General features: G+C 70.6%; 21 protein-coding genes and 1 tRNA gene. 11 read left to right on the forward strand and 11 right to left on the reverse strand.

Going from position 1 to position 19,660, the window contains the following annotated elements:
* The first annotated feature begins 9 nt into the window (after positions 1–9).
* Entirely contained in the window at positions 10–516 is a 507-nt protein-coding gene (locus OO60_RS17890) for a hypothetical protein (RefSeq protein WP_003056190.1), read from the forward strand.
* Here OO60_RS17890 and OO60_RS17895 read toward each other — a convergent pair.
* On the reverse strand, positions 506–1,396 hold the full coding sequence (locus OO60_RS17895; RefSeq protein ID WP_003056187.1) for a serine/threonine-protein kinase: 891 nt from the start codon (positions 1,394–1,396) through the stop codon (positions 506–508). The two genes, OO60_RS17890 and OO60_RS17895, sit on opposite strands and share 11 nt — an antisense overlap.
* A gap of 8 nt (positions 1,397–1,404) precedes the next feature.
* Entirely contained in the window at positions 1,405–3,099 is a 1,695-nt protein-coding gene (locus OO60_RS17900; protein WP_003056184.1) for an HsdM family class I SAM-dependent methyltransferase, read from the reverse strand.
* 77 nt (positions 3,100–3,176) lie between these two features.
* Between OO60_RS17900 and OO60_RS17905 the strand changes: the two genes are divergently transcribed.
* The 7 genes from OO60_RS17905 to OO60_RS17935 all read left to right on the forward strand — a co-directional run bounded on the left by OO60_RS17905 (position 3,177) and on the right by OO60_RS17935 (position 9,344).
* The gene (locus OO60_RS17905) at positions 3,177–3,920 is read left to right on the forward strand and encodes a PP2C family protein-serine/threonine phosphatase (protein ID WP_003056181.1); all 744 of its coding nucleotides are present in this window, start codon (positions 3,177–3,179) and stop codon (positions 3,918–3,920) included.
* Between the two features lie 44 nt (positions 3,921–3,964).
* A tRNA-Ser gene (locus OO60_RS17910) sits at positions 3,965–4,049 on the forward strand.
* 313 nt (positions 4,050–4,362) lie between these two features.
* Positions 4,363–5,046, forward strand: coding sequence for a hypothetical protein (locus tag OO60_RS17915; RefSeq protein ID WP_003056179.1), 684 nt, complete (start codon positions 4,363–4,365; stop codon positions 5,044–5,046).
* Positions 5,047–5,664: 618 nt separating this feature from the next.
* On the forward strand, positions 5,665–5,925 hold the full coding sequence (locus tag OO60_RS17920) for a hypothetical protein (protein ID WP_003056176.1): 261 nt from the start codon (positions 5,665–5,667) through the stop codon (positions 5,923–5,925).
* Positions 5,926–5,930: 5 nt separating this feature from the next.
* A complete protein-coding gene (locus OO60_RS17925) occupies positions 5,931–6,176 on the forward strand; it encodes a hypothetical protein (RefSeq protein ID WP_003056173.1) in 246 nt (81 codons plus the stop codon).
* Between the two features lie 34 nt (positions 6,177–6,210).
* Positions 6,211–8,940 carry an FtsK/SpoIIIE domain-containing protein gene (locus OO60_RS17930; RefSeq protein WP_003056164.1) on the forward strand — a complete coding sequence of 910 codons (2,730 nt, stop codon included), beginning with the start codon at positions 6,211–6,213 and terminating at the stop codon, positions 8,938–8,940.
* The gene (locus OO60_RS17935) at positions 8,937–9,344 is read left to right on the forward strand and encodes a hypothetical protein (protein WP_003056161.1); all 408 of its coding nucleotides are present in this window, start codon (positions 8,937–8,939) and stop codon (positions 9,342–9,344) included. The genes OO60_RS17930 and OO60_RS17935 overlap by 4 nt, the downstream gene beginning before the upstream one ends.
* Here OO60_RS17935 and OO60_RS17940 read toward each other — a convergent pair.
* From OO60_RS17940 to OO60_RS17965, 6 genes are all read right to left on the reverse strand, one after another.
* Positions 9,341–9,730 carry a hypothetical protein gene (locus tag OO60_RS17940; RefSeq protein ID WP_003056160.1) on the reverse strand — a complete coding sequence of 130 codons (390 nt, stop codon included), beginning with the start codon at positions 9,728–9,730 and terminating at the stop codon, positions 9,341–9,343. The genes OO60_RS17935 and OO60_RS17940 overlap by 4 nt on opposite strands.
* On the reverse strand, positions 9,727–10,047 hold the full coding sequence (locus tag OO60_RS17945; protein ID WP_003056156.1) for a hypothetical protein: 321 nt from the start codon (positions 10,045–10,047) through the stop codon (positions 9,727–9,729). Before OO60_RS17945 ends, OO60_RS17940 begins: the two co-directional genes overlap by 4 nt.
* Positions 10,044–10,619, reverse strand: coding sequence for a hypothetical protein (locus OO60_RS17950; protein WP_240490565.1), 576 nt, complete (start codon positions 10,617–10,619; stop codon positions 10,044–10,046). The genes OO60_RS17945 and OO60_RS17950 overlap by 4 nt, the downstream gene beginning before the upstream one ends.
* Complete coding sequence (locus OO60_RS17955; protein ID WP_003056151.1) at positions 10,619–11,821, reverse strand: putative T7SS-secreted protein; 1,203 nt, start codon at positions 11,819–11,821, stop codon at positions 10,619–10,621. Before OO60_RS17955 ends, OO60_RS17950 begins: the two co-directional genes overlap by 1 nt.
* On the reverse strand, positions 11,818–12,324 hold the full coding sequence (locus tag OO60_RS17960) for a hypothetical protein (RefSeq protein WP_003056148.1): 507 nt from the start codon (positions 12,322–12,324) through the stop codon (positions 11,818–11,820). Before OO60_RS17960 ends, OO60_RS17955 begins: the two co-directional genes overlap by 4 nt.
* A 134-nt stretch (positions 12,325–12,458) precedes the next feature.
* Positions 12,459–14,924 carry an endonuclease/exonuclease/phosphatase family protein gene (locus OO60_RS17965; RefSeq protein ID WP_003056146.1) on the reverse strand — a complete coding sequence of 822 codons (2,466 nt, stop codon included), beginning with the start codon at positions 14,922–14,924 and terminating at the stop codon, positions 12,459–12,461.
* A gap of 126 nt (positions 14,925–15,050) precedes the next feature.
* On the opposite strand from OO60_RS17965, the gene OO60_RS17970 reads away from it, so the two are divergent.
* Positions 15,051–15,971, forward strand: coding sequence for a CapA family protein (locus tag OO60_RS17970; RefSeq protein ID WP_003056143.1), 921 nt, complete (start codon positions 15,051–15,053; stop codon positions 15,969–15,971).
* 291 nt (positions 15,972–16,262) lie between these two features.
* Here OO60_RS17970 and OO60_RS17975 read toward each other — a convergent pair whose 3' ends face one another.
* Together OO60_RS17975 and OO60_RS17980 are read right to left on the reverse strand one after the other, a co-directional pair.
* Positions 16,263–16,709, reverse strand: a complete 447-nt coding sequence (locus OO60_RS17975) for a limonene-1,2-epoxide hydrolase family protein (RefSeq protein WP_205624086.1) — start codon at positions 16,707–16,709, stop codon at positions 16,263–16,265.
* 16 nt (positions 16,710–16,725) lie between these two features.
* Positions 16,726–17,643, reverse strand: a complete 918-nt coding sequence (locus OO60_RS17980) for a TauD/TfdA dioxygenase family protein (protein WP_003056135.1) — start codon at positions 17,641–17,643, stop codon at positions 16,726–16,728.
* Between the two features lie 311 nt (positions 17,644–17,954).
* Between OO60_RS17980 and OO60_RS17985 the strand changes: the two genes are divergently transcribed.
* On the forward strand, positions 17,955–18,305 hold the full coding sequence (locus OO60_RS17985; RefSeq protein WP_244885532.1) for a hypothetical protein: 351 nt from the start codon (positions 17,955–17,957) through the stop codon (positions 18,303–18,305).
* Positions 18,302–18,874 (forward strand): hypothetical protein, encoded by a 573-nt coding sequence (locus OO60_RS17990; RefSeq protein WP_003084767.1) that lies wholly within the window; start codon positions 18,302–18,304, stop codon positions 18,872–18,874. The genes OO60_RS17985 and OO60_RS17990 overlap by 4 nt, the downstream gene beginning before the upstream one ends.
* Here OO60_RS17990 and OO60_RS17995 read toward each other — a convergent pair.
* Positions 18,867–19,658 carry an NAD(P)H-binding protein gene (locus tag OO60_RS17995; protein WP_003084764.1) on the reverse strand — a complete coding sequence of 264 codons (792 nt, stop codon included), beginning with the start codon at positions 19,656–19,658 and terminating at the stop codon, positions 18,867–18,869. The genes OO60_RS17990 and OO60_RS17995 overlap by 8 nt on opposite strands.
* Between the last annotated feature and the right edge of the window lie 2 nt (positions 19,659–19,660).

The following is a 19,660-nucleotide window of genomic DNA, read 5'->3' on the forward strand; positions in this document are numbered from 1 at the left end:
GAGCCCGCCATGCCCAGCGCCGCCAACGTCCTGCTCTACGTCGCCATCGCCGGCCTCGTTCTCTACAAGGTCGTCTACCAGCAGATCCGCGGCACGCTGCTGAACCGCCGGACCCTGCTGACAATGCCGCTGCTGCTCGTCGCGGTGGGCGGATACCTGACGCTGAAAGCCCTGCCCGGTGCCTCCGCGGACGAACTGGGCCTGCTTGCCGCCGACCTGATGGTGCTCGCCGGGCTCGGCGTGCTGCGCAGCACCACGACCACCCTCACCGCGCGCGGTGGCACGACGTTCCAGAAGGGCTCGGCCGTCACGATCGGGCTGTGGGTGCTGACTGTTGCCGTCCGGATCGGGATGGTTGCGCTGGGTACCGCACTGGGCGTGGCGGGCCCGCTGACGTCGGCGTCGGTCGCGCTCAGCCTGGGCGTGAGCATCGCGGTGCAGAACGCGACGACCTACCGCCGCATCCAGCGTCGCGGCCTGCCGCTCGCCGAACGGCGTCCGGCGCTCAGCCGCTGACCCGGCCCAGCATCCGCGCGTACATCCGGCCGGGGCTGGGCACCGACGGCGGCACCAGGAACCCCGGCAGCGGCGGCAGCCCGCCGACGAACGCGCCGAGCCGCTCGTACAGCACGGCGGCCCCGGCGGGCCGGGCTTCGGGGTCCTTCGCCAGCATCTCGGCGAGCAGCCGGTTGAGCGGTTTCGGGATCCCGGCCACCGGCGGCGGCAGCTCCTTGACCTGCCGCTCGAAGACCGCGTACGCCGTGGGCCCGTCGAAGAGCCGCCGCCCGGTGAGCATCTCGTGCAGCACGCACCCGAGCGCGTAGAGGTCGCTGCGCGGTTCGGCGCCGCCGCGCTGGATCTGCTCCGGTGCCATGTACGACGGCGTTCCCAGCAGCTGGCCGGCGCGGGTGAACTGCGCCGCGTCGGCTTCGCGGAGGACGGCCAGCCCGAAGTCCATCACCTTCACGCCGCCGTCGGGCCCGAGCATCAGGTTGGACGGCTTGAGGTCGCGGTGGCAGACGGCGAGCGCGTGCGCGGCGGTCAGCACCGCGCACGCCTGCGCCGCGATCGCCGCGGCCCACGGCACCGGCAGCGGCCCGTGCTCGGCCAGCAGGTCGGCCACCGTCACGCCCTCGACGAACTGCATGACCTGGAACAACCGGTCGTCGTGGGTGCCGTAGTCGTACAGCGTCGGGACGCCGGGGTGGTCGAGCGTGGCGAGGATGCGAGCTTCGCGCGCGAAGCGGGCTTCGAGCTCTTCGTCGCGGCCCGGCAGCCTGAGCAGCTTGATCGCCACGCGGCGGCCCAGCCGTCGGTCGTACCCGCCGTGCACCGCACCCATCCCGCCGCGGCCGAGGGGCAGCTCGTCGAGCTCGTAGCGGTCGGCGATCAGCATCCGTTCCCCTAGTGGCCCGGCTCGAGCCGTCCTTCGACAAGTCCCGCGAAGCCTAGCCGGACCAGGTCACGGCCGATTTCCGCCGCCTCGCGCAGGACTTCGTCGAACTCGGCGAGCCGCCGGAAGACCCGGCCGTACTCGCGCTGGACAGCGAGCGGGACGCGCGGGATCCGCACGCGCCTGCCGTCGATCCGCGTGGACGCGGAGGTGGCGGGCAGGTCGGCCGCGCGCAGGCAGCCGGCCAGGAAGGCCGCGTCGAGGCGGGCGGGGTCGACGCGGTACACGGTGAGCCCGGCCCCCACCGGCCGCGTTGGTCCACTGTGGACGTACGCGATGCCGGTCACCGACGCGACGACGTCGCCTTCTTCGGCGAGCGGGTGGTCGGCGTCCGCGCGCACCCCCGCGTACCTGACCTCGACCACGCCGGCCTTCACCAGCTCGCCGATCGTCGTGAACGCCGGCTCGTCGTCCGCCGGTTCGAGCGGCGGCAGCTGCGGGATCAGCTCGGCGAACCGGGCCCGCACGGCCAAGAACGCCTGCCCGGGGTCCTCGTCCCTGGCGCGGCGGCGGGCCGGCGTCAGGTCGACGTCGTCGTCGAGCAGGTCGATGATCCGGACACCGGTTTCGGGGCGCGCGAGGAAGTCCCGCCAGTGGTCTTCCACTGTGGACAGATCGTCGCCCGCCTCGGCGAGCAGCACGGTGGACGGCGGGCGCTCGCCGGGGGCCAGCCGGTTCAGCAGCCACAGGTCGGGCCCCGCCGGCGCCAGCGTCACGACGGCGCGGATGGCGCCAGCGCGCAGCAGGTTGCCGCGGATGCGTTTCCCGCCGCGCCGCCCGGCCGCGGCGCCCGGCATCAGGATCGCCACCGTGCCGCCGGGTTCGACGTGGGCGAGGCAGTGCTGCACCCAGGCGAGCTCGGGCTCGCCGCGCGGGGGCAGGCCGTACTCCCAGCGCTCGTCGCCGACCAGCTCGTCGTGCCCCCAGGCGCGTTCGTTGAACGGCGGATCGCACAACACGGCTTCGGCGGTCCGGCCGGCGAAGGCGTCTTCACGCAGCGCGTCGACCGCGTAGACCTCGGCCTCGATGCCGCGCAGCTTCAGGCGCAGGGCGGCGATCGACGCCGTCATCGGGTCGCTGTCCTGCCCCAGCACGGTTTTCGCGCCGCTCGCCAGCGCGAGCGCGCCGAAGCCGCACGCGGGGTCGAGGATCGTCGACACCGGGCCGGCCAGCCGGGCCATCAGCTCGGCGACCGGCTCCGGCGTGGCCGACAGCCGCCGCGAGTGGGCCTCGAAGTACCTGCGGCACAACAGTTCGAACCCTTCGACCGGGCCCGCCTGGTGCGTCAGCTCGCTGAGCAGCGTGAGCAGCTCCGGGTCGTCGAGCGCGCGGTCGAAGGTGTCGGAGATGCCCGCCTGGAAGGCGAGGAAGACCCCGGCGCGGCTGACGCGCTCGGCGAGGTCGAGGTCGTCGCCGAGGGCGCGCAGGCGCTGCCACGCGCGTTCGCCGGCGCTCAGCTCGAACTTCTTGCCGCGGGCGCGGAACCAGCCGGCGACGGCGGACAGGCCGAACAACGGGCTCGACGCCGTCCCGCCGACCGGCTGCGGGAAGTCCGGGTAACGGCGGCGCCAGTTGCTGACCGCGGCCCGGCCGACCCCGGCGAGCCGCGCGATGTCGGCCGCGCTGACCGTGGCGTCGTCGTCCATGGCGAGGACTGTATCGGAGGATGGTCCATTCAGCCGAGTTGCTTGTGAACTCAGTCAACCAATGCTTTCATGGGGGCATGACAGAAGATCGGTACGTCCTGCGGTACGCCGCCGGGTCGGACGTCGGGCAGCGACGCCGGATCAACGAGGACTCGGTCTACGCGAGTTCCCGCCTGCTGGCCGTCGCCGACGGCATCGGCGGTCAGCCGCACGGCGAGGTCGCCAGCGCGACGGCGGTCGACGTGCTGCGCGAGCTCGAGGTCGACCTGCGCCGGATGGACCTGACCAGCGTCGACCTGGCGGCGACGCTGTCCGGCGTGGTCAAGTCGATCGCCGAGCGCCTGCTCGAGGTGGCGTCGCAGGAGCCGACGACCGAAGGCATGGGCACGACGCTGACGGCCCTGCTGTTCGACGGCATCGAGTTCGCGGCGGCCCACATCGGCGACTCCCGCGGCTACCTCCTGCGCGACGGCGGCCTGCGCCGCCTGACCCGCGACCACACGCTGGTTCAGGCCCTGGTCGAGGACGGCCGTGTCGCGGCGGAGGACGCCGAGAAGCACCCCCGCCGATCACTGCTGATGAAGGCGTTGCAGACGACGGGCTCGGGCGACCCGGACATCTGGACGTTCAAGGCCAAGCCGGGCGACCGCTACCTGCTCTGTTCGGACGGACTGAGCGGCCCGGTCTCCGAAGCAACCCTGCGAGACGTCCTGGCGGCCGGCGCGGAGCCGGCGGAGGTGATCCCGGAGCTGATCCGCCTGGCCAACGAAGGCGGCGGCCCGGACAACATCACCTGCGTGGTCGCCGACGTCACGAGCTGACCCACCTTCCGAAGCGGCCGGAGCCATCCGGTATCGTCTCCTGCGGAGGATTGGCCGAGCGGCCTAAGGCGCACGCTTGGAAAGCGTGTTGGGTTCACGCCCTCGCAGGTTCGAATCCTGTATCCTCCGCCGCAGTAACCAGGCAAACGCCGGGTGCCCCGCTTCGGGACACCCGGCGTTTCCGTCTTGGTCCCAGTTCTGGTCGTCCGGCGGCGCCCGGAGCAGCCCGCCGATCCGGCAGGGCCGTGGCCGTGCCATGCGAGCAACCGCGAATATCAGCGGAGAATAGTCGCTCCCGGTAAGCGGTCGCGAGAACACCATACACTTTCGAGTCGTAACGACCAGGCCGCGCCCGACGACTTCGATTGTATATCCCGGGACACGGTGGATCGAGGTCGACATGACAACTCGGGGCGGACCGGGTGTCCGCAGTCCCCTCTGGGTGATTTCTTTGTTCCTCGGTCTCTCCGAGACCGTCGTAACCGTCGTTCTTCTGCAAGCCTCAGGCTGGGTCCAAGGTCTGCTCACCGTATTCGCCACCGGGTTTCCGATTCTCACGGCAATCGGCTTCTTCGTCCTACTCTGGTGCAAGCCCGAGGTTCTCTACGCACCGGCGGACTTCGCCGCCGGAACAACAGTGGCCGAGTACACAGAGGCGATGACCCGACGCACCCGGAGAGAAGTCCAAGTCGCCGAGTCGATCATCCGATCGGCTGCCAATTCCCTGAAGGAGGATCTCTCGAAGCTAGGGGCGGACACGCCCGCACAGGATGTGATCATCGACAATGTCGCCAATGCCATCAGGAACAACGTCGTTCACATCGAGATCGACAACATCGTGCCAGGCAAAAACGTGGTCGCGGAGATGCTCGTCAACGAGACGACGACAGTTCAGGAACTTCTCGACTTCACCTACTACTCGCTGGAAGACTTCGTCGACGTCTACACCTACGGGATCAGCTGGCAGCTGATCAACTCACGCACCGAAGAAGTCATCGAGGTCGCAGAACGCGAACACCGGATCATTCATGGCGACCTGCGCCCCTTGAAGGATGCCGAAATCCTGCCGACCGACAGACTGGTCGCCGCTCGGATCCCGCACTCTGCTCGACGTGGTCGTACGTGACCAGGGCGCGCACAGCCGGCGCCTGACCTCCAGCCGAACCACGGCGGCGAGCGCATGGTGATCCTGGTCACCACGGCTGGCCCCCCTGCCGACATCATCCGCCTGCGTTCGAGCCGACTACCACAGGCCGCCTGGCGTTTTGTCGCTTTGCTCCCCTTCGTCCCCACCGCCCGGCCCGGTCCCCTCGACCCACCGTCGGTATGTCCGCGACACCTTCGCCCGGCGCTTTCGGCCGAATGGAACATGAAATGCCTTCGGTGCCGGGGAATTCTTTGCCTGTACGCGGAGTTACGAACAGGGCTGAACGCAGGCCGTTACTCCGGTCGCGCTAGTCTCAGCGTCGCCTCGCCCGCCCCTGTCGAGAAAGGCCAGTAGTGGCACGAAAACCGCTCTGACCTGGGGTAGCGCTGGCCAGCGACTTCAGTGTGCGGTACCGGTGGCGGGACACCCCCGCACGGACCGTGATCGGCCCGGCCCCGGACGTTCCCACGTCCGGGGCCTTGCTGATTCCGGGCCCGCGATCACTCGGCAAAGTCTGATGATCACGCTCAGTCGCTGGATCTGTTTCAATGGAATCCGTCCCCGTACGACCACCAGATTTCGAGGAGTAGAGGCCCGATGGCCGGAGTCGAAGAGATCCGCGCTGGCATCGCGCTCGCCAACGAGAAGGCGTCCGCGAGCATCGCCGCCCTGCAGCAGGCAGCGCAGTCTCTCGAAGAAGCCCAGCAGTCGCTCGCACAGGCGACCCAAGGGAGCAGCCAGCACGAAGTGAGCCAGGCGCACGGACTCCTGGCGGAAGCCCTGCAAGGCATCAACGGCTTGCAGAGCACCGTCCAGGCCAGCATTTCCTCCGCCGACTCCTACTCGGCGCGTCTGTAAGCCGGATGACGCTCGCCGAACTCCACCAGCTGCTCACCGCTGCCGTGACCGGGCTCGCTGACGCGCGCGCCCACTCCGAACGGGCCACAAGCCTGCTCGGGGAAGCCCGGCAAGCTCTCGTGGATGCCCAGGCCAAGGCCGATCCCTGGCTTCCTTCGCAGTACGCACAGGCCGGCGAGGGGCTGGACCAGCTCCTCGTCCGCCTGCACGCCGCCGAAGATCTGGTGAGCGGATACCGGTCGCGCCTGTAATCCTTGTAGGGGACACCTTTTCTTGGGGACGCCGATGGCCAACAAGTCAGCCGAGCAACGCAACCGCGTCGAAACCGCCCTCGACCGGGTCCGCCATCAGATCGGACTGGTGCTGGGCGCGGCGGCCGGGGCGCGCCAGGCCGCGGAGGCCGACCTCGCCAAACTCCGGCTGGAGCAGGACATCGTCCGCGTCGGCCTGAACCACGCCAGCACCGAGCAGCAGAACGAGTGGGCCCGCCACCCTGCCGCGCACGAGGTGTTCGGCGCGCTCGGCACCGTGCGAAGCGCTTTCTACACCGACTGGAGCCAGGGTCCCGCGTCGCTGCGGGAACTGGTCACGCAGAACGCACCCGGCCCGGCCGGGCTGCCGCCGGGTGACTGGCTCGGCACGGTCGGGCACAACCCCGGGCTGACGTCGCCCGGGCTGTGGCGCGTCGGCTCCGCCACGGCCGCCGGCAGCGACGCCACCCGCACCTTCGACGTCGCCGTCCCGCTGCTCGACGAGTCGCACCTGGCGATCACGTCCGCGCCCAAGACGCGGCCCGTCATCGACGGCATCGTGCAGAACCTGCTGCTCCGCGTGCTCTCGACGTTCGAGCCCGGCGCGGTGCGCGTGCACCTGTGGGACATCGGGCAGCTGACCGCGATCCTGCCCGACCTCTACCCGCTCAGCCAGACCAGCGCGCTCTCGCTGTACGACCCGGGCCGGCTGGAAGACCTCCTCGACGAGCTCGCCGGGCACATCCGCCGGATCCACGCCAGCTGCATGTCCGCCGGGTTCACGTCGCTGCGCGAGATGCGCGGGCAGACCGGGCAGCGGGGCGAGCCGTACCGCATCGTCGTGCTCTACGGCAACGGCGAGACGCTCGAACCCGAGCGCGCCCGCGACCTCAAGCGCGTCGCGAGCGGCGCGCTGGCCGCGGGCATCTGCCTGCTCATGGTCGACGTGCCGACCGCGGTGAGCGCGCCGGTCGAGACGCTGAGCCTGGTCGACGACCGGCACGCGATCAGCAGCATGACCGGCACCGACCTGGTCGTCGACCTCGATCCCGCGATGCCGTCCGCGCAGGTGATCCGGGCGGTCGACAAGATCGCCAAGGCGCTGATCGCCAAGCAGGGCGGGCCGCGGTCGTTCGACGACCTGCTGCCTGCCGAGCTGGGCCGGGAGAGCTCGGCGCGGGAACTGCGGGCCCCGGTCGGGTTCTTCGAAGGCGAGCCGGTCGAGGTCGTGATCGGCGACGCGAGCCCGCACGCGCTGATCGGCGGCCCGTCCGGCTCGGGCAAGACGAACTTCCTCTACGCGCTGCTCGGCAGCCTCGCGGCGCGGTACACACCGGAGGAGCTGGCGCTGTACCTGCTGGACTTCAAGGAAGGCGTCTCGTTCGCCGGCCTGGCGCCGGGCCGGAAGGACGCGAGCTGGCTGCCGCACGCGCGGCTGGTCGGCGTCAACGTCAACACCGACCGCGAGTTCGGCCTGGCGCTGCTGCGGTTCCTCGCCGACGAGCTGCGCCGCCGGTCCGCGGCCGCGAAGGAGCACGAGGTGACGAACCTCGCCGACCTGCGCGAGGCCGACCCGGGCGGGCACTGGCCGCGGATCGTCGCGGTGATCGACGAGTTCCAGTACCTGTTCGCCGGCCGCGACCAGGTGACGGCCACGGCCACCCAGCTGCTGGAGGACATCGCGCGGCGCGGCCGGTCGCAGGGCATCCACCTGGTGCTGGCCAGCCAGGACGTCGCCGGCATCGAGGCGTTCTGGGGCAAGCCGGCCGTGTTCGAGCAGTGCACGCTGCGGATCGCGATGCCGAAGGCGCGGCGCGTGCTGGCCGAGACGAACAACGCGGCGGTGTCGGCGCCGAAGTGGCACTCGGTGATCAACCACGATTCCGGCGTCGCGCACGGCAACCAGCTGGCCCACATCCCGGACGCGAGCAGCAAGAACGTGTTCGTCCGGCTGCAGCACCGGCTGTGGGAGGAGTATGCGGGCCACTTCCCGCGGCCGCGCCTGTTCGACGGCGCGCACCAGCCGATCCTGGAACAGTTCCCGGCGTACCTGGACCTGAAGCCGAACTCGAAGCCACGGGCCCTGCTCGGCCAGTCGATCGACGTGACGGAGACGGCGTGCGGCGTCGACCTGCCGCGCGCGCCGGGCCGCAACGTCGCGGTGCTCGGCTCGGCCACGGCCGAGGCACTATCCATCATGGACTCGGCGGCGCGGTCGCTGTCCCGGCAGTACGAATCCGGCGAGGTCGAGTTCATCCTGAGCTGCCCGATCGAGGCGTGCGCCGACGCGGCGATGGAGCTGGCCCTGCGACTGCGCGATGAGGGCCATGCAGCGTCCCTCGTGGACGACCTGACCGGTGTCCTGGAGTCGATCACCGGCTCGATGTCGGGCGGGGCGAAGGTGCTGCTGCTGTACGGCGTCGACGCGGCTTTGCCTTCGCTGGAGGCGAAAGCGGTCGGCCAGCTGAAGAGCGGCCTCGACCACCTGCGGGTGGTCCTGAAACAGGGGCCGGGCCACGGCATCCACACGATCGGCTGGTGGCGCAGCATCGCCCGGCTCAAGGACACCCTGGGGTTCGCGGGCACCGACGACATCGGCACGTGGGCGGCGCTCGACGTCCAGGGCAACGAGCTGTCCCCGTTCGCGGCGGGCCAGGTGGTGCACTGGTCGCCGCGCCCGGGCCGCGCGTTGTTCTTCGACCGCACCACCCACGGCGCGCCCGAAGTGATCATCCCGTTCCAGCGTCCGGAGAACGTGCAATGACCGACGACGGCGCGACCGCGGCCATGCGGTACAAGGAGATCATCGCCCTGTCCCGCGGCTCGGCGGACAACCTGCGCCAGTGGGAACTGGCCCGCGTGGAGGCCCTCGACGCGGAGATCGAGGCAGCGACGGCCGCGATCGAGGTGGCCACCGAGCGCGAGGCCCGCGCGGCCGAGCGGGCGACGCGCTGGTGGAAGATGGCGCTGCACAACATCCAGGGCCTGACGTGGCTCCCACCCGGCGACGACCCCCGCCCGGTGTCGACGGCCCGGGCGGCGTATCTGGAGCGGTACCTCGAGGAGGTCAAGCCGAGCTACCAGGAGCTGGTGCAGGCGGTCCTGGCGTTGGGGTGGCGCGCGAAGCGGGCGGCAGCCAAGCGGGGAGAGCAGCCGCCGCCGGTCTAGACGTCGAAGACGGTGTCGTAGGGATCTTCGTCGTCGGCCGGGGTCGGTCTGCTTCGCCGAGGCTGCGGCGCCGGTGGCCGGGGCGGCTGAGCCGCCTGCGGCGCCCCGATCGCCGGCCGTCCCCCGGCGGCCACGGCTTCCCGGACGGCGGCGGTGATGGTCCGGCTCAGCGTGCCGGCGTCGAGCCGCATGGCTTCGGGCGCGAGCCGGACTTCGCTGATCCCACCCGGTCCGGCCAGGACGGTGACCGACCGGTCCGGCGAGACGACGGTCGTGTGGTTACCGGCCGTGATTCCGTCGAGGAGGCGCCGGTTCTCGGCCTTGCGGTCCTCGATCTGCTTGAGCTGCCAGCGCATTTCCTCGATGAGCTGCGTGTTGTCGGTCATGCGAATCTCCCCGGCTGGTACGGCGTGTACACGAACTCGTAGTACTTCCCGACCCGGTGATCGATCAGCGAGTAGCCCCGGCTGTACGCGACCCGGAGCAGGTCTTCCTGGGACAACCTGATCTCCATCTTCCGGATGTACACCCTGTTCCGGCCGTCGAGCTGTGCGGCCAGACGCGCCATTTGCTCCTCGGGCGGCTTCGTCGAACGAAGGGCACGGACGATCGTCAACGTCAGGCCTGCGGCGACCACGACGCTCATCAAGACGAGGAAGGTCGTACGCATGGCCGGTGATTCGGCTGCCAGCGTGCTGATCACGGCGTTTCCCCAGCCCGGAGGCTCCAGGCGACCTTCGCCGTGGCCTCGGCCACCGCGGGCCATGCGTCGTCGGACTCCGCGACGACCGAGAGGATCACCACGGACCGGCCGTCCGGAAGGGGGATCTGGTACTCCGCCTTGATCTGGGTGCGGACGTCTCGTTCCGGCAGGTGGAACTCCCCACCGCTGATGGCCAAGACGGCCGGGCCGATGGGCAACCGCACCGGCTGCACCACCGCCCCCTTGTGGCGGCCCCGGTACTCCTCGGCCATGGCTGCGACCAGGGCGTCCCGGCTGCCGGGCGCTGGGTCCGGCCACTGCACCACGCCCAGCGTCAGAGTCGCGACGTCTCCCCTGCGCCGGCCGACCGCGAACTTGCCGAACACCCGGATGCCGTTCGCCTGCATGGTCGGAACCAGGGCCATCAGGTAGCTGCCGAACTCTTCGACGGACTTCCCGGCACCGCCCGCCAGGTTCCCGGCCATGGTCCAGGCGTGGCCGCGGTTCATCATGTCGTCGGTCCCGACGGGCATACCCGAGAACCCGGGAGGGAGATCGATCTGCAGCGGCATCAGTTCCACACCTCGTCTTCCGCACGCTCCCGCTGCCGCTCCGGCGCGTTGTCGGCCTGCACCCCTGCATCGGCCGCATTCCCCATCGCCACGACCGCCCACGGCGCGGGCCCGGCGACGAGCGTGCCGGCGACCACAGCCGCCTGCCCCCAGTCCTTGGGCACCCAGTAGTTCTTGAAGTCGTCCCAAGGGCTCTCGAAGTCCTTGCCGCCCACCCGCTCACCGAGTGCCTGGTCGGCGAGCATCCCGTAGGTGGCGACCTTGATCGCGGCATCCGGAACCCCGGGCACCAGCCCGGCCAGTGAGGTGCCCGCGCCCGCCACATCGAAGATCAACGTCTCCGGCGCCACGTCCGCTCCGGCCGACTTGGCGAGAGCATGACCGCCGAGCGCGCCGAGACCCAGACCAGTGGCCACGGCACTCGCGACTTCGTCGGCCGGGGGCGGCAGGAAATCGCTCATGACGCCGAGACCGTTGCCGATGTCACCCACGACGTCCGAAAGCTTCGCGATCAGCTCGGCGTGGTCCTGGACGAAGTTCCACGCTTCGTCCACCCCGTCCGCGAGGGTGTTCGTCAAGTCACCCAAGGCGCCGCCGATCGCGTCGCTCAGCTGGTCGAGGACGTCCGGCTCGTCCGGGGCCAGCTCCTTCGCCTTCCGCAGCAGCTCCGCCACCCGGGCCGCCGCTTCCGTGTGCTCCTGCTGAAGCTGCTTCGCCGCGTCCTGGACGTTCTGGCAGCCTTCGACAGCGGCCTGGAGCTGCTGACCGGCGTTGTCCAGGAGGCGCTGGGCGATCTGCAGGGACTGCTGGTCCGGGAACGTCCGGTTGGCCAGCGCGAGGTCCGGGTTCGCCCGCGCCTGCTCGGCCGCGCGAGCCGCCGCTTCCGCGCGGGCCTCCAGATCGGCCGCGCGTTTCTGCAGGTCACCGAGGCTGTGCGCCCAGCCTTCGAGCGCGTCGGCGGCTTGGCCCATCGACTTGGCCGCGTCGTCGAGGTAGCCCGGCAGCGGACCGATCCGCCGGGCGAATGCCTCGCTCGCCTCGCCCTGCCAGATGCCCTGCTTCCGGACGATCCGGCGCAACGAGTCATCGGCCTCGGTCAGGTCCGCACTCACCTCGCGGTACTTGCCGGCCAGGTCGGTGATGCCGTCGAGATCGCCCGGCGCGGGGTCGAAGCCCAGGGCCGGGAAGTCGCGGGCGCTCATCGGTCGAGGCCGTTCAGGAGGTCGGTGATGCCGCCGGTCGCGCCGCCACCCACCGGCCCCTCGCCCGGCTCTGGCTTCGAAGCCAGGCCGTCGATCCCCGGGACGCCGCCGGTGTAGCCACCGCCCACTGGGCCGCCAGCCGGCGGCCCGATCCGCGGGTGGTTGCCCTTCACCCCACCAGGGGGTTCACCACCGTCTCCCAGCACCGCCGACCCGAACCTGCCCAGCTGGTCGCCGAACTGAGCCTCGATCTGCTCGTACTTCTGCTTCGCCGCCTTCAGCCGCTCCGTCACGCCCGAAGCCGCGTCGCCCAAGCGGCCGATGCCGAAGCCCCACGCCTCTTCGAACTCGACGCCGGCCTGGCCCAGCTCCGCCGTCCCCAGCGACCCGAACGCCCCACCGCCGCCGAGCTTCTTGTTGGCGTCGGTCATCTTGCCCGCCGCCGTGTCGAGGTCGGCGATGAGCTTGCCCAGCTCGTCGACCTTCACCGCGTACCCGTCCACGCCACCTCCCCTGTGGTCCCTTCCACCGTAAGACGGCCGTCAACGCTCCGAGGTTCCCCGATCACCCAAAGGAGTGGGAACGCAAAAGGCCACTCCCGGGCGAAGTGCCCGGAAGTGGCCTCAGTGCAGGAAAACTACTTCCCGAAGACCTGCTCCAGCCAGTCGAGCAGGTCGTACAACCCGTCCAGCACCGCGTTCCCCGCGCCCGGCCGGAACCGGATCACCTGCGGGTCGTGGTCGCTGGCCTGGTCGGCGAACTCCGCGTTGATGTGGACCACGTCGTAATCCACGCCGCGGGGGGCCTTCGACGCCAGGATGTGGTCCAGGACCTGGGACTGACCCTCGAAAACGTAGCTGTACCGCTCGGCTTCGGGCACCGACGCGATCAGGTCCGTCAGCGCGCCACCGGCGGTGAGCGTCTGGACCGCCGGGGAGAACGGGTAGTCGTTCAGGTCACCCGCCACCACGATGTTCGCGCTGCGATCCGCCGCCAGCAGCGAATCGACGAACCCGCGCAGCACCGTCGCCTGCTTCGCCCGCTGCACCTCGGAACTGCGCACCGGCGGCTGGAACCGCCCGTGCGTCGGCTGGTCGCCGCCCTTGGAGTTGAAGTGGTTCGCGATCACGAACACCGTGCGGCCCTTGAACACGAACTCGCCGGCCAGCGGCTTGCGGCTCGTCGTCCACGCCTCGTTCGCCGGGTCGACGCGGCCCGGTGACGCCGTCAGGTGCGTCTTGCCGTGCTCGCGCACCACGCCGACCGCGGTCGTCGACGACCCGCCCGGACGGTCCACAAAGGACACGCGGGCCGGGTTGAACAGGAACGCCACGCGGATGTTCCCGCCCGGCTGACCACCGTCCTGGTCGTTGACCGGGTCGATAGACCGCCACTCGTAGCGCGGGCCGCCCTTGGCGACGATCGCGTCGGTGAACTTCTGCAGCGTCTGGTCCGCCGCCACCGTGCCGTCGTCGGTCGCGCCCGAGTTGTCCTGGATCTCTTCCAGGTTCACGATGTCCGGCGTCGCCAGGTGCGTGACGATCGCCTCGCCGAGCCGGTCGTACTTCGCCTGCGGGTCGCCCGGCGCCAGGTTTTCGACGTTGTACGTCGCGACCGCGAGCTCACCGGTCCGCTGCTTGCGCGTGGTCTCGGCCTGCAGCCCGTTGTCCTTTTCGGTCCCCAGCACGCTGGCGAACAGCGTGTAGCCGCCGAAGTTGCTGTATTCGACCGGGCCGGACGTGGTGCCGGTCAGCACGTCGCCGACGTTGAGCTTCGGGAACGGCCGCTGGTCGAACGGGATCAGCGACGACACCTTCATGACCCCGCTGTTGAGCTGGTCGTAGCCCAGGTAGACGCTGCCGCCGCGGACCGACTTGTGCTGGTCGGGCTTCGACGTCACGTACAGCTCGTTGAACGAGTTCGACGGGCCGACGACCCGCGCGTCGGTGACCGAAACGATCTCGCTCTCGTGGGACTCCCAGAAGTCCAGCGCGTACTTCGTGGGCTCCAGCGGGAGCGACTCGATGTTGCCGCCGGGCGACGGCGCGTACGTCGTCGGCACGGTGTCCGGGTTCAGCACGGTCGGTGCCGGCAGGGCGTTCCCGTGCGAGCCGACCGTCCACTGTGCACTGCTCAGCTCGGTGAGCGACTGGTAGTTCGACGTCGCCGGCGCGTCCGGGTAGAACTCGCGAACGGTGCCGGTCGCGGTCACCGCGTCGCCGACCGCGACGGCCGGGCTCGTCGAACCGGTGAAGACGAACAGGCCCTCGCTGGTGCGCGGGTCGCTGTCCGGGTTCGGGTCGGTGAGCCAGAAGCCGCGCGAGGAACCGAACGTCCTGGTCGCGGTGACGACACCGGTGACGTCGCCGACCTTCTTGTCCTTGAACGGCGAAATGCGCGTGGTGCCCTGGATGTCGTGGATCTTCGCCGGGGTCGGCGCCGGGCCCGTGTCGCCGCCGGTCGACTCGCCCGCGGTGTTGGTCGGGGTCGGCGCGCCGACGGTGAAGTCGGCGGCGTTGTCGTCGGTGTCGGCCAGCGCCGTGCCGCGCGCGACGGACGTCGTGTTCGACGGCGCCGCGGTCGGGCTGCCCTCGCGGACGGTCGCCGCGCCGAAGCCGACGAGGTCCTTGATCCGCGTGTCGGCCGCGCAGTCGGCGGCGGTCTTGCAGGTCAGCGCGGTGGTGCCGGAGACGAGGGCGATCGTGCCGGCGGTGGCCGACATCGCGATCGTGCCGGTCGCGTCCGGGGTGGGCAGCTCGACGGTGCCGCCGGAACCCTTGCTCTCGGCAACGAGGTAACGGCCGCCCGGCGCGACGCTGCCCGCCAGCGGCGTCACCTGCCAGGTGCTCGACGGGCTCGCCGAACCCGGCAGGTACTGGACGCTGAAGCCGGCCAGGCTCGCGGCCGCCGCCCCGCGGTTGGCGAGCTCGACGAAGTCGCTGGTGAGCGTGGCCCCGGAGTTGCCACCGCCGCCGTAGACCTCGGCGATGACCGCGTCCGCGCTGGGCGTGGCGAGCGCGGCGGGTGCGGCCACGCCGCCGAGCACCAGGCCCGACGTGACGGCCACCGTGAAGGCGGCCTTGGATCTGTGGGTCTTGGTCACCCTGAGTCCCCTTTGTGCTTGAACAGTCGTGGCATAGTCCCCCGAACAAGTGAGGAGGAGGAAGACAAAGATGCAACGATTCGTAACAACTACTTTCGTCGTCACTCACTCGGCAGAGCAGGTTTCGTGATCACGCTGGTACTGGGCGGAGACGTCAACCTCCACGGCCGCGCGAAGTCGGCCTTCGGGCAGCTGGAACCGCTGCTCAAGGGCGCCGACGTCCGGTTCGTGAACCTCGAAGGACCCTTGGAAGCGGCCACGGCCGAAGCGCTGACGTCGGCCGGCATCGACGTCGTTTCGTGCGCCAGCGACGCTTCCCACCCGGCGGCGACGCTCGGCGTCCTCGACCAGGCCGGGATCGCGCACTGCGGCGCGGGCGCGAACCTCGACGCCGCGCACGCGCCCGCGGTGGTCGAGCGATCCGGCAAAAAGGTCGCATTCCTCGCGTACACGTCACTCCGCCTGCCCGGCCAGGTCGCGCAACCGGCCGCCCCGGGCATCGCGCAAGCGTTTGCGACCACGGCGTACCAGCCCGATCCCCGGGTCGCGGAGATCCCGGGCCGCTCGCCGCTCGTCCGCACGGCACCGGTCCCCGAGCACCTCGACCGGCTCATCGCCGACGTGAAGCGCGCGAAGGCCGCCAACGACCACGTCGTCGTCTCGATGCACTGGGGCCTGCCGGGCGCGGAAATCGCCGAGTACCAGGTCACCTACGGGCGCGCGGCGATCGACGCCGGCGCCGACCTGGTCGCCGGGCACGGGCCGCAGACCATCCAGGCCGTCGAAGTGCACCGCGGCCGGCCGATCCTCTACAGCCTCGGCAACCTCCTCGCCGACCGGCCGGACGGGCTGCTCGCCGGGTGCATGCTCGGCGACGAACCGCGGCTCGAGCTCATCCCGGTGCGGCGGACCGCCGACGGCGAGAGCCAGGCGCTCGCCGGGGACGACGCGGACAAGGTGCTGCGGTACGTCGCGGACGTCTCGGCGCTGCGGGCCACCAAGGTGACCGTCCAGGCGGGAATCGCGTCCGTAGCCGTTGGCGCGTAACGGATTGCGGTTGATCTGTGACAGCCGGACACGGCCTTGTCACCCATCCGGCGCATCTGCCTTAAATGCAGCTCAAGGACCGGAACAACCCGTGTCAAGCGGCGGTACGGTCTGCGTGAGCCGCCGGAAAAGTGGCAAAGACCACTCCCCGACAGCTCTCGGTCGGCACGACACGGGGGGAGGGGGAACGATCATGTGGGGGCTGATTGTTCTCAGCTGCGTGTTCGTGCTGGTGCTGGGGATAGCCGCGGTCGTGGACCTTCGGGACCACGACCGCGGCGAACACCGGGTCTAGCGCACCGACTGCCGCGCCTTGTACCGGCCCAGCAGGGTCCGCGCGCCGGCCAGCGCGACGCGGCCCGCGCCCTTCGCGCTCGCGGCCAGCACCGTCGTCCAGTCGAAGTAGTCGCGCCAGAGCACGATCCGGCCGCCTTCGACCTCGAACGTGCCGCACACCCAGAACTCCGCTTCCCACGCGCCGCGGCGCAGCACGTCCGTGCGCTCGGTGAGCACGACGTTGCCGTCCGCGGCGATGTGGTGCGTCCGCGCCTCGAACCCGGAGCCGTACTTGGCCATCACGCGCAGCTGTTTCTCCACCGCCGCGACGCCACGGGCGGCCGGCAGCGGCACGTTCTGGTACACGATGTCGCTCGCCACGAACGTCAGCGCGCGGTCGACGTCGAGGTCCTCGAGGGCCTTCAGGAAACCGGTCACCACTGCTTGGGGTTCATCGGTCATGAGCACAGGCTACGGCTCAGTAGGGTCGATCGCCCGCGATCGCGACGCGCTCGGCGATCCGGACGTGCGGGTGGTAGTCGTTGACCGCGTAGTGCTGCGTCGCGCGGTTGTCCCAGAACGCCACCGAGCCGGGCCGCCAGCTGAACCGGACCTGGAACTCGGGCGTGTGAGCCTGCAGGAACAGGTACCGCAGCAGCCGGTCGCTCTCGTCGCGGTCCAGCCCGACGACGTGCGTGGTGAACGCCTGGTTGACGAACAGGGTGCGCCGCCCGGTCTCCGGGTGCGTCCGGACCACCGGGTGCTCGACCGGCGGGAAGCGGTCCTGCCACCGCGCCAGCAGCGCGGGGTCGGAGAACCGCTCGAAACCCGGGAGGTAGTCGTGGACGGCGGTGAGCCCGTCGATGCGGGCGCGGACGTCTTCGGGCAGGTTGTCGTAGGCCGCGGCCATGTCGGCCCACAGCGTGTCCCCGCCGACCGGCGGCACCTCGATCAGCCGCAGCACCGAGCCGAGCGCGGGGGCGGGCCGCCAGGTGACGTCGACGTGCCAGATGTTCTCGTAGCCGGGCATGGCCGCGGTGCGCTCGAAGCGCGTGACGGCGTCGTCGTCGCCCTTCGGGATGAACGGGTTGGTCTCCAGCTCGCCCCAGTTCGCGGCGAAGGCGCGCTGCTGCGCCGACGTGATGCGCTGGTCGCGGAAGAAGATCACCTTCCACTCGAGCAGGGCGCGGTTGAGCTCTTCGCGCAGGGCCGGGGTGAGCGGCTCGGCGAGGTCGACGCCGTCGATCTCGGCGCCGATCACCCGGCTCAGCGGGCGGAGGGTGAAGAGTTCGAAGTCGTTCTGCGGTTCCCGCAGGATTCGCGGGCCTTCGAGGAGGCCATCCGCGGGCGTGACGGCTTCGCGCAGCGGAATCCGGGCAGGCAGCTCAACGGACATGGTTGTGCTCCAAGGGGTTTCGGGGAATTCGGGCGCCGGGTTCGCCTCAGGCGGGCGGCGAACCCAAGCGGCCGCGGCGCAGCAGGAGCTCTGCGACGCCCTCCCCGATCGACCGCGCGAAGGCCCGGATCGGCGTGCTTTCCGAGGTGGCGGGCATGTGTTCATGGTCGCTTTCGTCGCGGTGCGCGGTCAAGCCGTCCACTTGGTGGAACGCTGTTCAACGCCGCAGGTCAACCGGGATGCCGGCGGCTCGGGAGCATGAGGCAAGATCTTCCCCGATCGGGTGAGCGCCCTTGATGACGGAGGTCTCCATGCCCGAAGGCAGAGGCTCGCGGATCGACAGTGTGAATCCGGGCGGCTTCGGCACTCACGGGAAGGTGCCGGATCGGCTGCGCGCCGGAGCCGACCTGCTCGACCAGGCGGCGGCCGCCGACGACAAGGCGGCGGGCCGGTTCGCCGAAGCCCGCGTCGAGTCGACGCCGTTCGGCATTTCGCCGCAGGCCCGCGAACTGGCTGCGCGCTGGGCCGCGGCGCTGGCAGCGCGCGAGGCGGACGCGCGCGTCCTCGGCGACGCGACGTCCGACCTGGCCGGCCGGCTGCGCATGGCGGCCGAGAGCACCCGGAGCACCGGCTTCCGGGGGCGGTTAGCGGTGGCGCCGTGACCATCGAGGTCTTCGAACACCCGGCTCTGTCGTCGGCGGCGGCGCAGCTGTCGGCGTTGCGCGCGGCGGCGGGCCGGCTCGGCGTCCCGGACCCGGTGGCGGCGCTGCGGCACCTCGACTGCTCACCGGCGTCGATCAGCGCATCGGCGTCGGCGGTCGACACCGGCGCACTGGGGATGACTGCGGCGCAGGAGGAGTTCCGCGCGGGCGTCGACCGCGCGGAAACCGGCGGCAGCAGCGAGGCGTTCGGCACCTGGGCGGACACAGTGGACGGTCAGTACGGCGCGGCGGCCCGCGCGGCCGCATCGACGGCGGCCCTCGGCGTCCGCATCGCCGCCGCACTGGACGAACTCGCGAAATCGGCGGCGGCCGAGGTGTGCTCGCTAGCCGAGGCGGCCTCGGCGGCGGTCGACGCGGTGCTGGCGGGCGACCGGTCCGCCGAGGTGGTGAGCGAGGTCAGCGCCGCGTGCACGGCCGTCCTGCGGACGGTGTCGGCGAAGGTCGCGGCACTGACCGGGCTGGCGGCGGAGCTGGAGCCGTTGACGACCCCGGCGGTCCAGCTCAGCTGAAGTGCTCCCGCGCCCACTCGTCGAAGGGCCGCGCGGGATGCCCGGTGACCCGGGCAACGTCCAGCGACACGGGTTCCGGGTCGTCGACGAGCGACGCCCAGTGATCCACAGCGGCCTTTGCGAATTCCGCACCGAGATAGGTGGCCAGCTGCTCAATCGCCTCTTCCGGCGGCTGTTCTTCCCACGCGACAGGCGTTCCGAGCGCGTCCCCGATGAGCCGCGCCTGTTCGGCGTGCGCGAGGGCTTCCGGGCCGGTGACGAGGTAGATCTGTCCTTTGTGGTCTTCGGTGAGCGCCTTGACGGCCATGTCGGCAACATCACGTTCGTGGACGACGGACCGTTTCGCCTGACCGTAGGCAGCGCGGACGACACCGGTTTTGGCTTGCGGCGCCCAGGCGAGCGCGTTGGTGGCGAGGCCCGTGACGCGGAGGAAGGTCCAGTCACCGGTGACCTTTCGGACGGCGGCCTCGACGTCTCCCCAGACCCCACCGTCCCCGGCTTCGGCTTCGGCTTCGGCGGACATGGCGGAGAGGTAGACGATCTTCTTACCTGCCAGTGGTTCCAGGGCTTCTTCGATGCCGTCAGCGGTGAAGAAGGGCCACAGGAGGTAGACGGCGTCGACCCCTTCGGCGGCTTCCGCCAGGTCCCGGATGTCGCCGCGCACAGCGTCCGGGTCTCCGGTTTCGCCGCGGACGAGAGCCCTGGTGTGGACACCCACGGCCTTGAGCCCGGCGACGACGTGGCGTCCGGTGTGGCCGGTGGCCCCAGTGACGAGAACGGTCATTG

Source organism: Amycolatopsis vancoresmycina (genome assembly GCF_000716785.1).
In the GTDB taxonomy this organism is placed as follows: Bacteria; Actinomycetota; Actinomycetes; order Mycobacteriales; family Pseudonocardiaceae; genus Amycolatopsis; species Amycolatopsis vancoresmycina.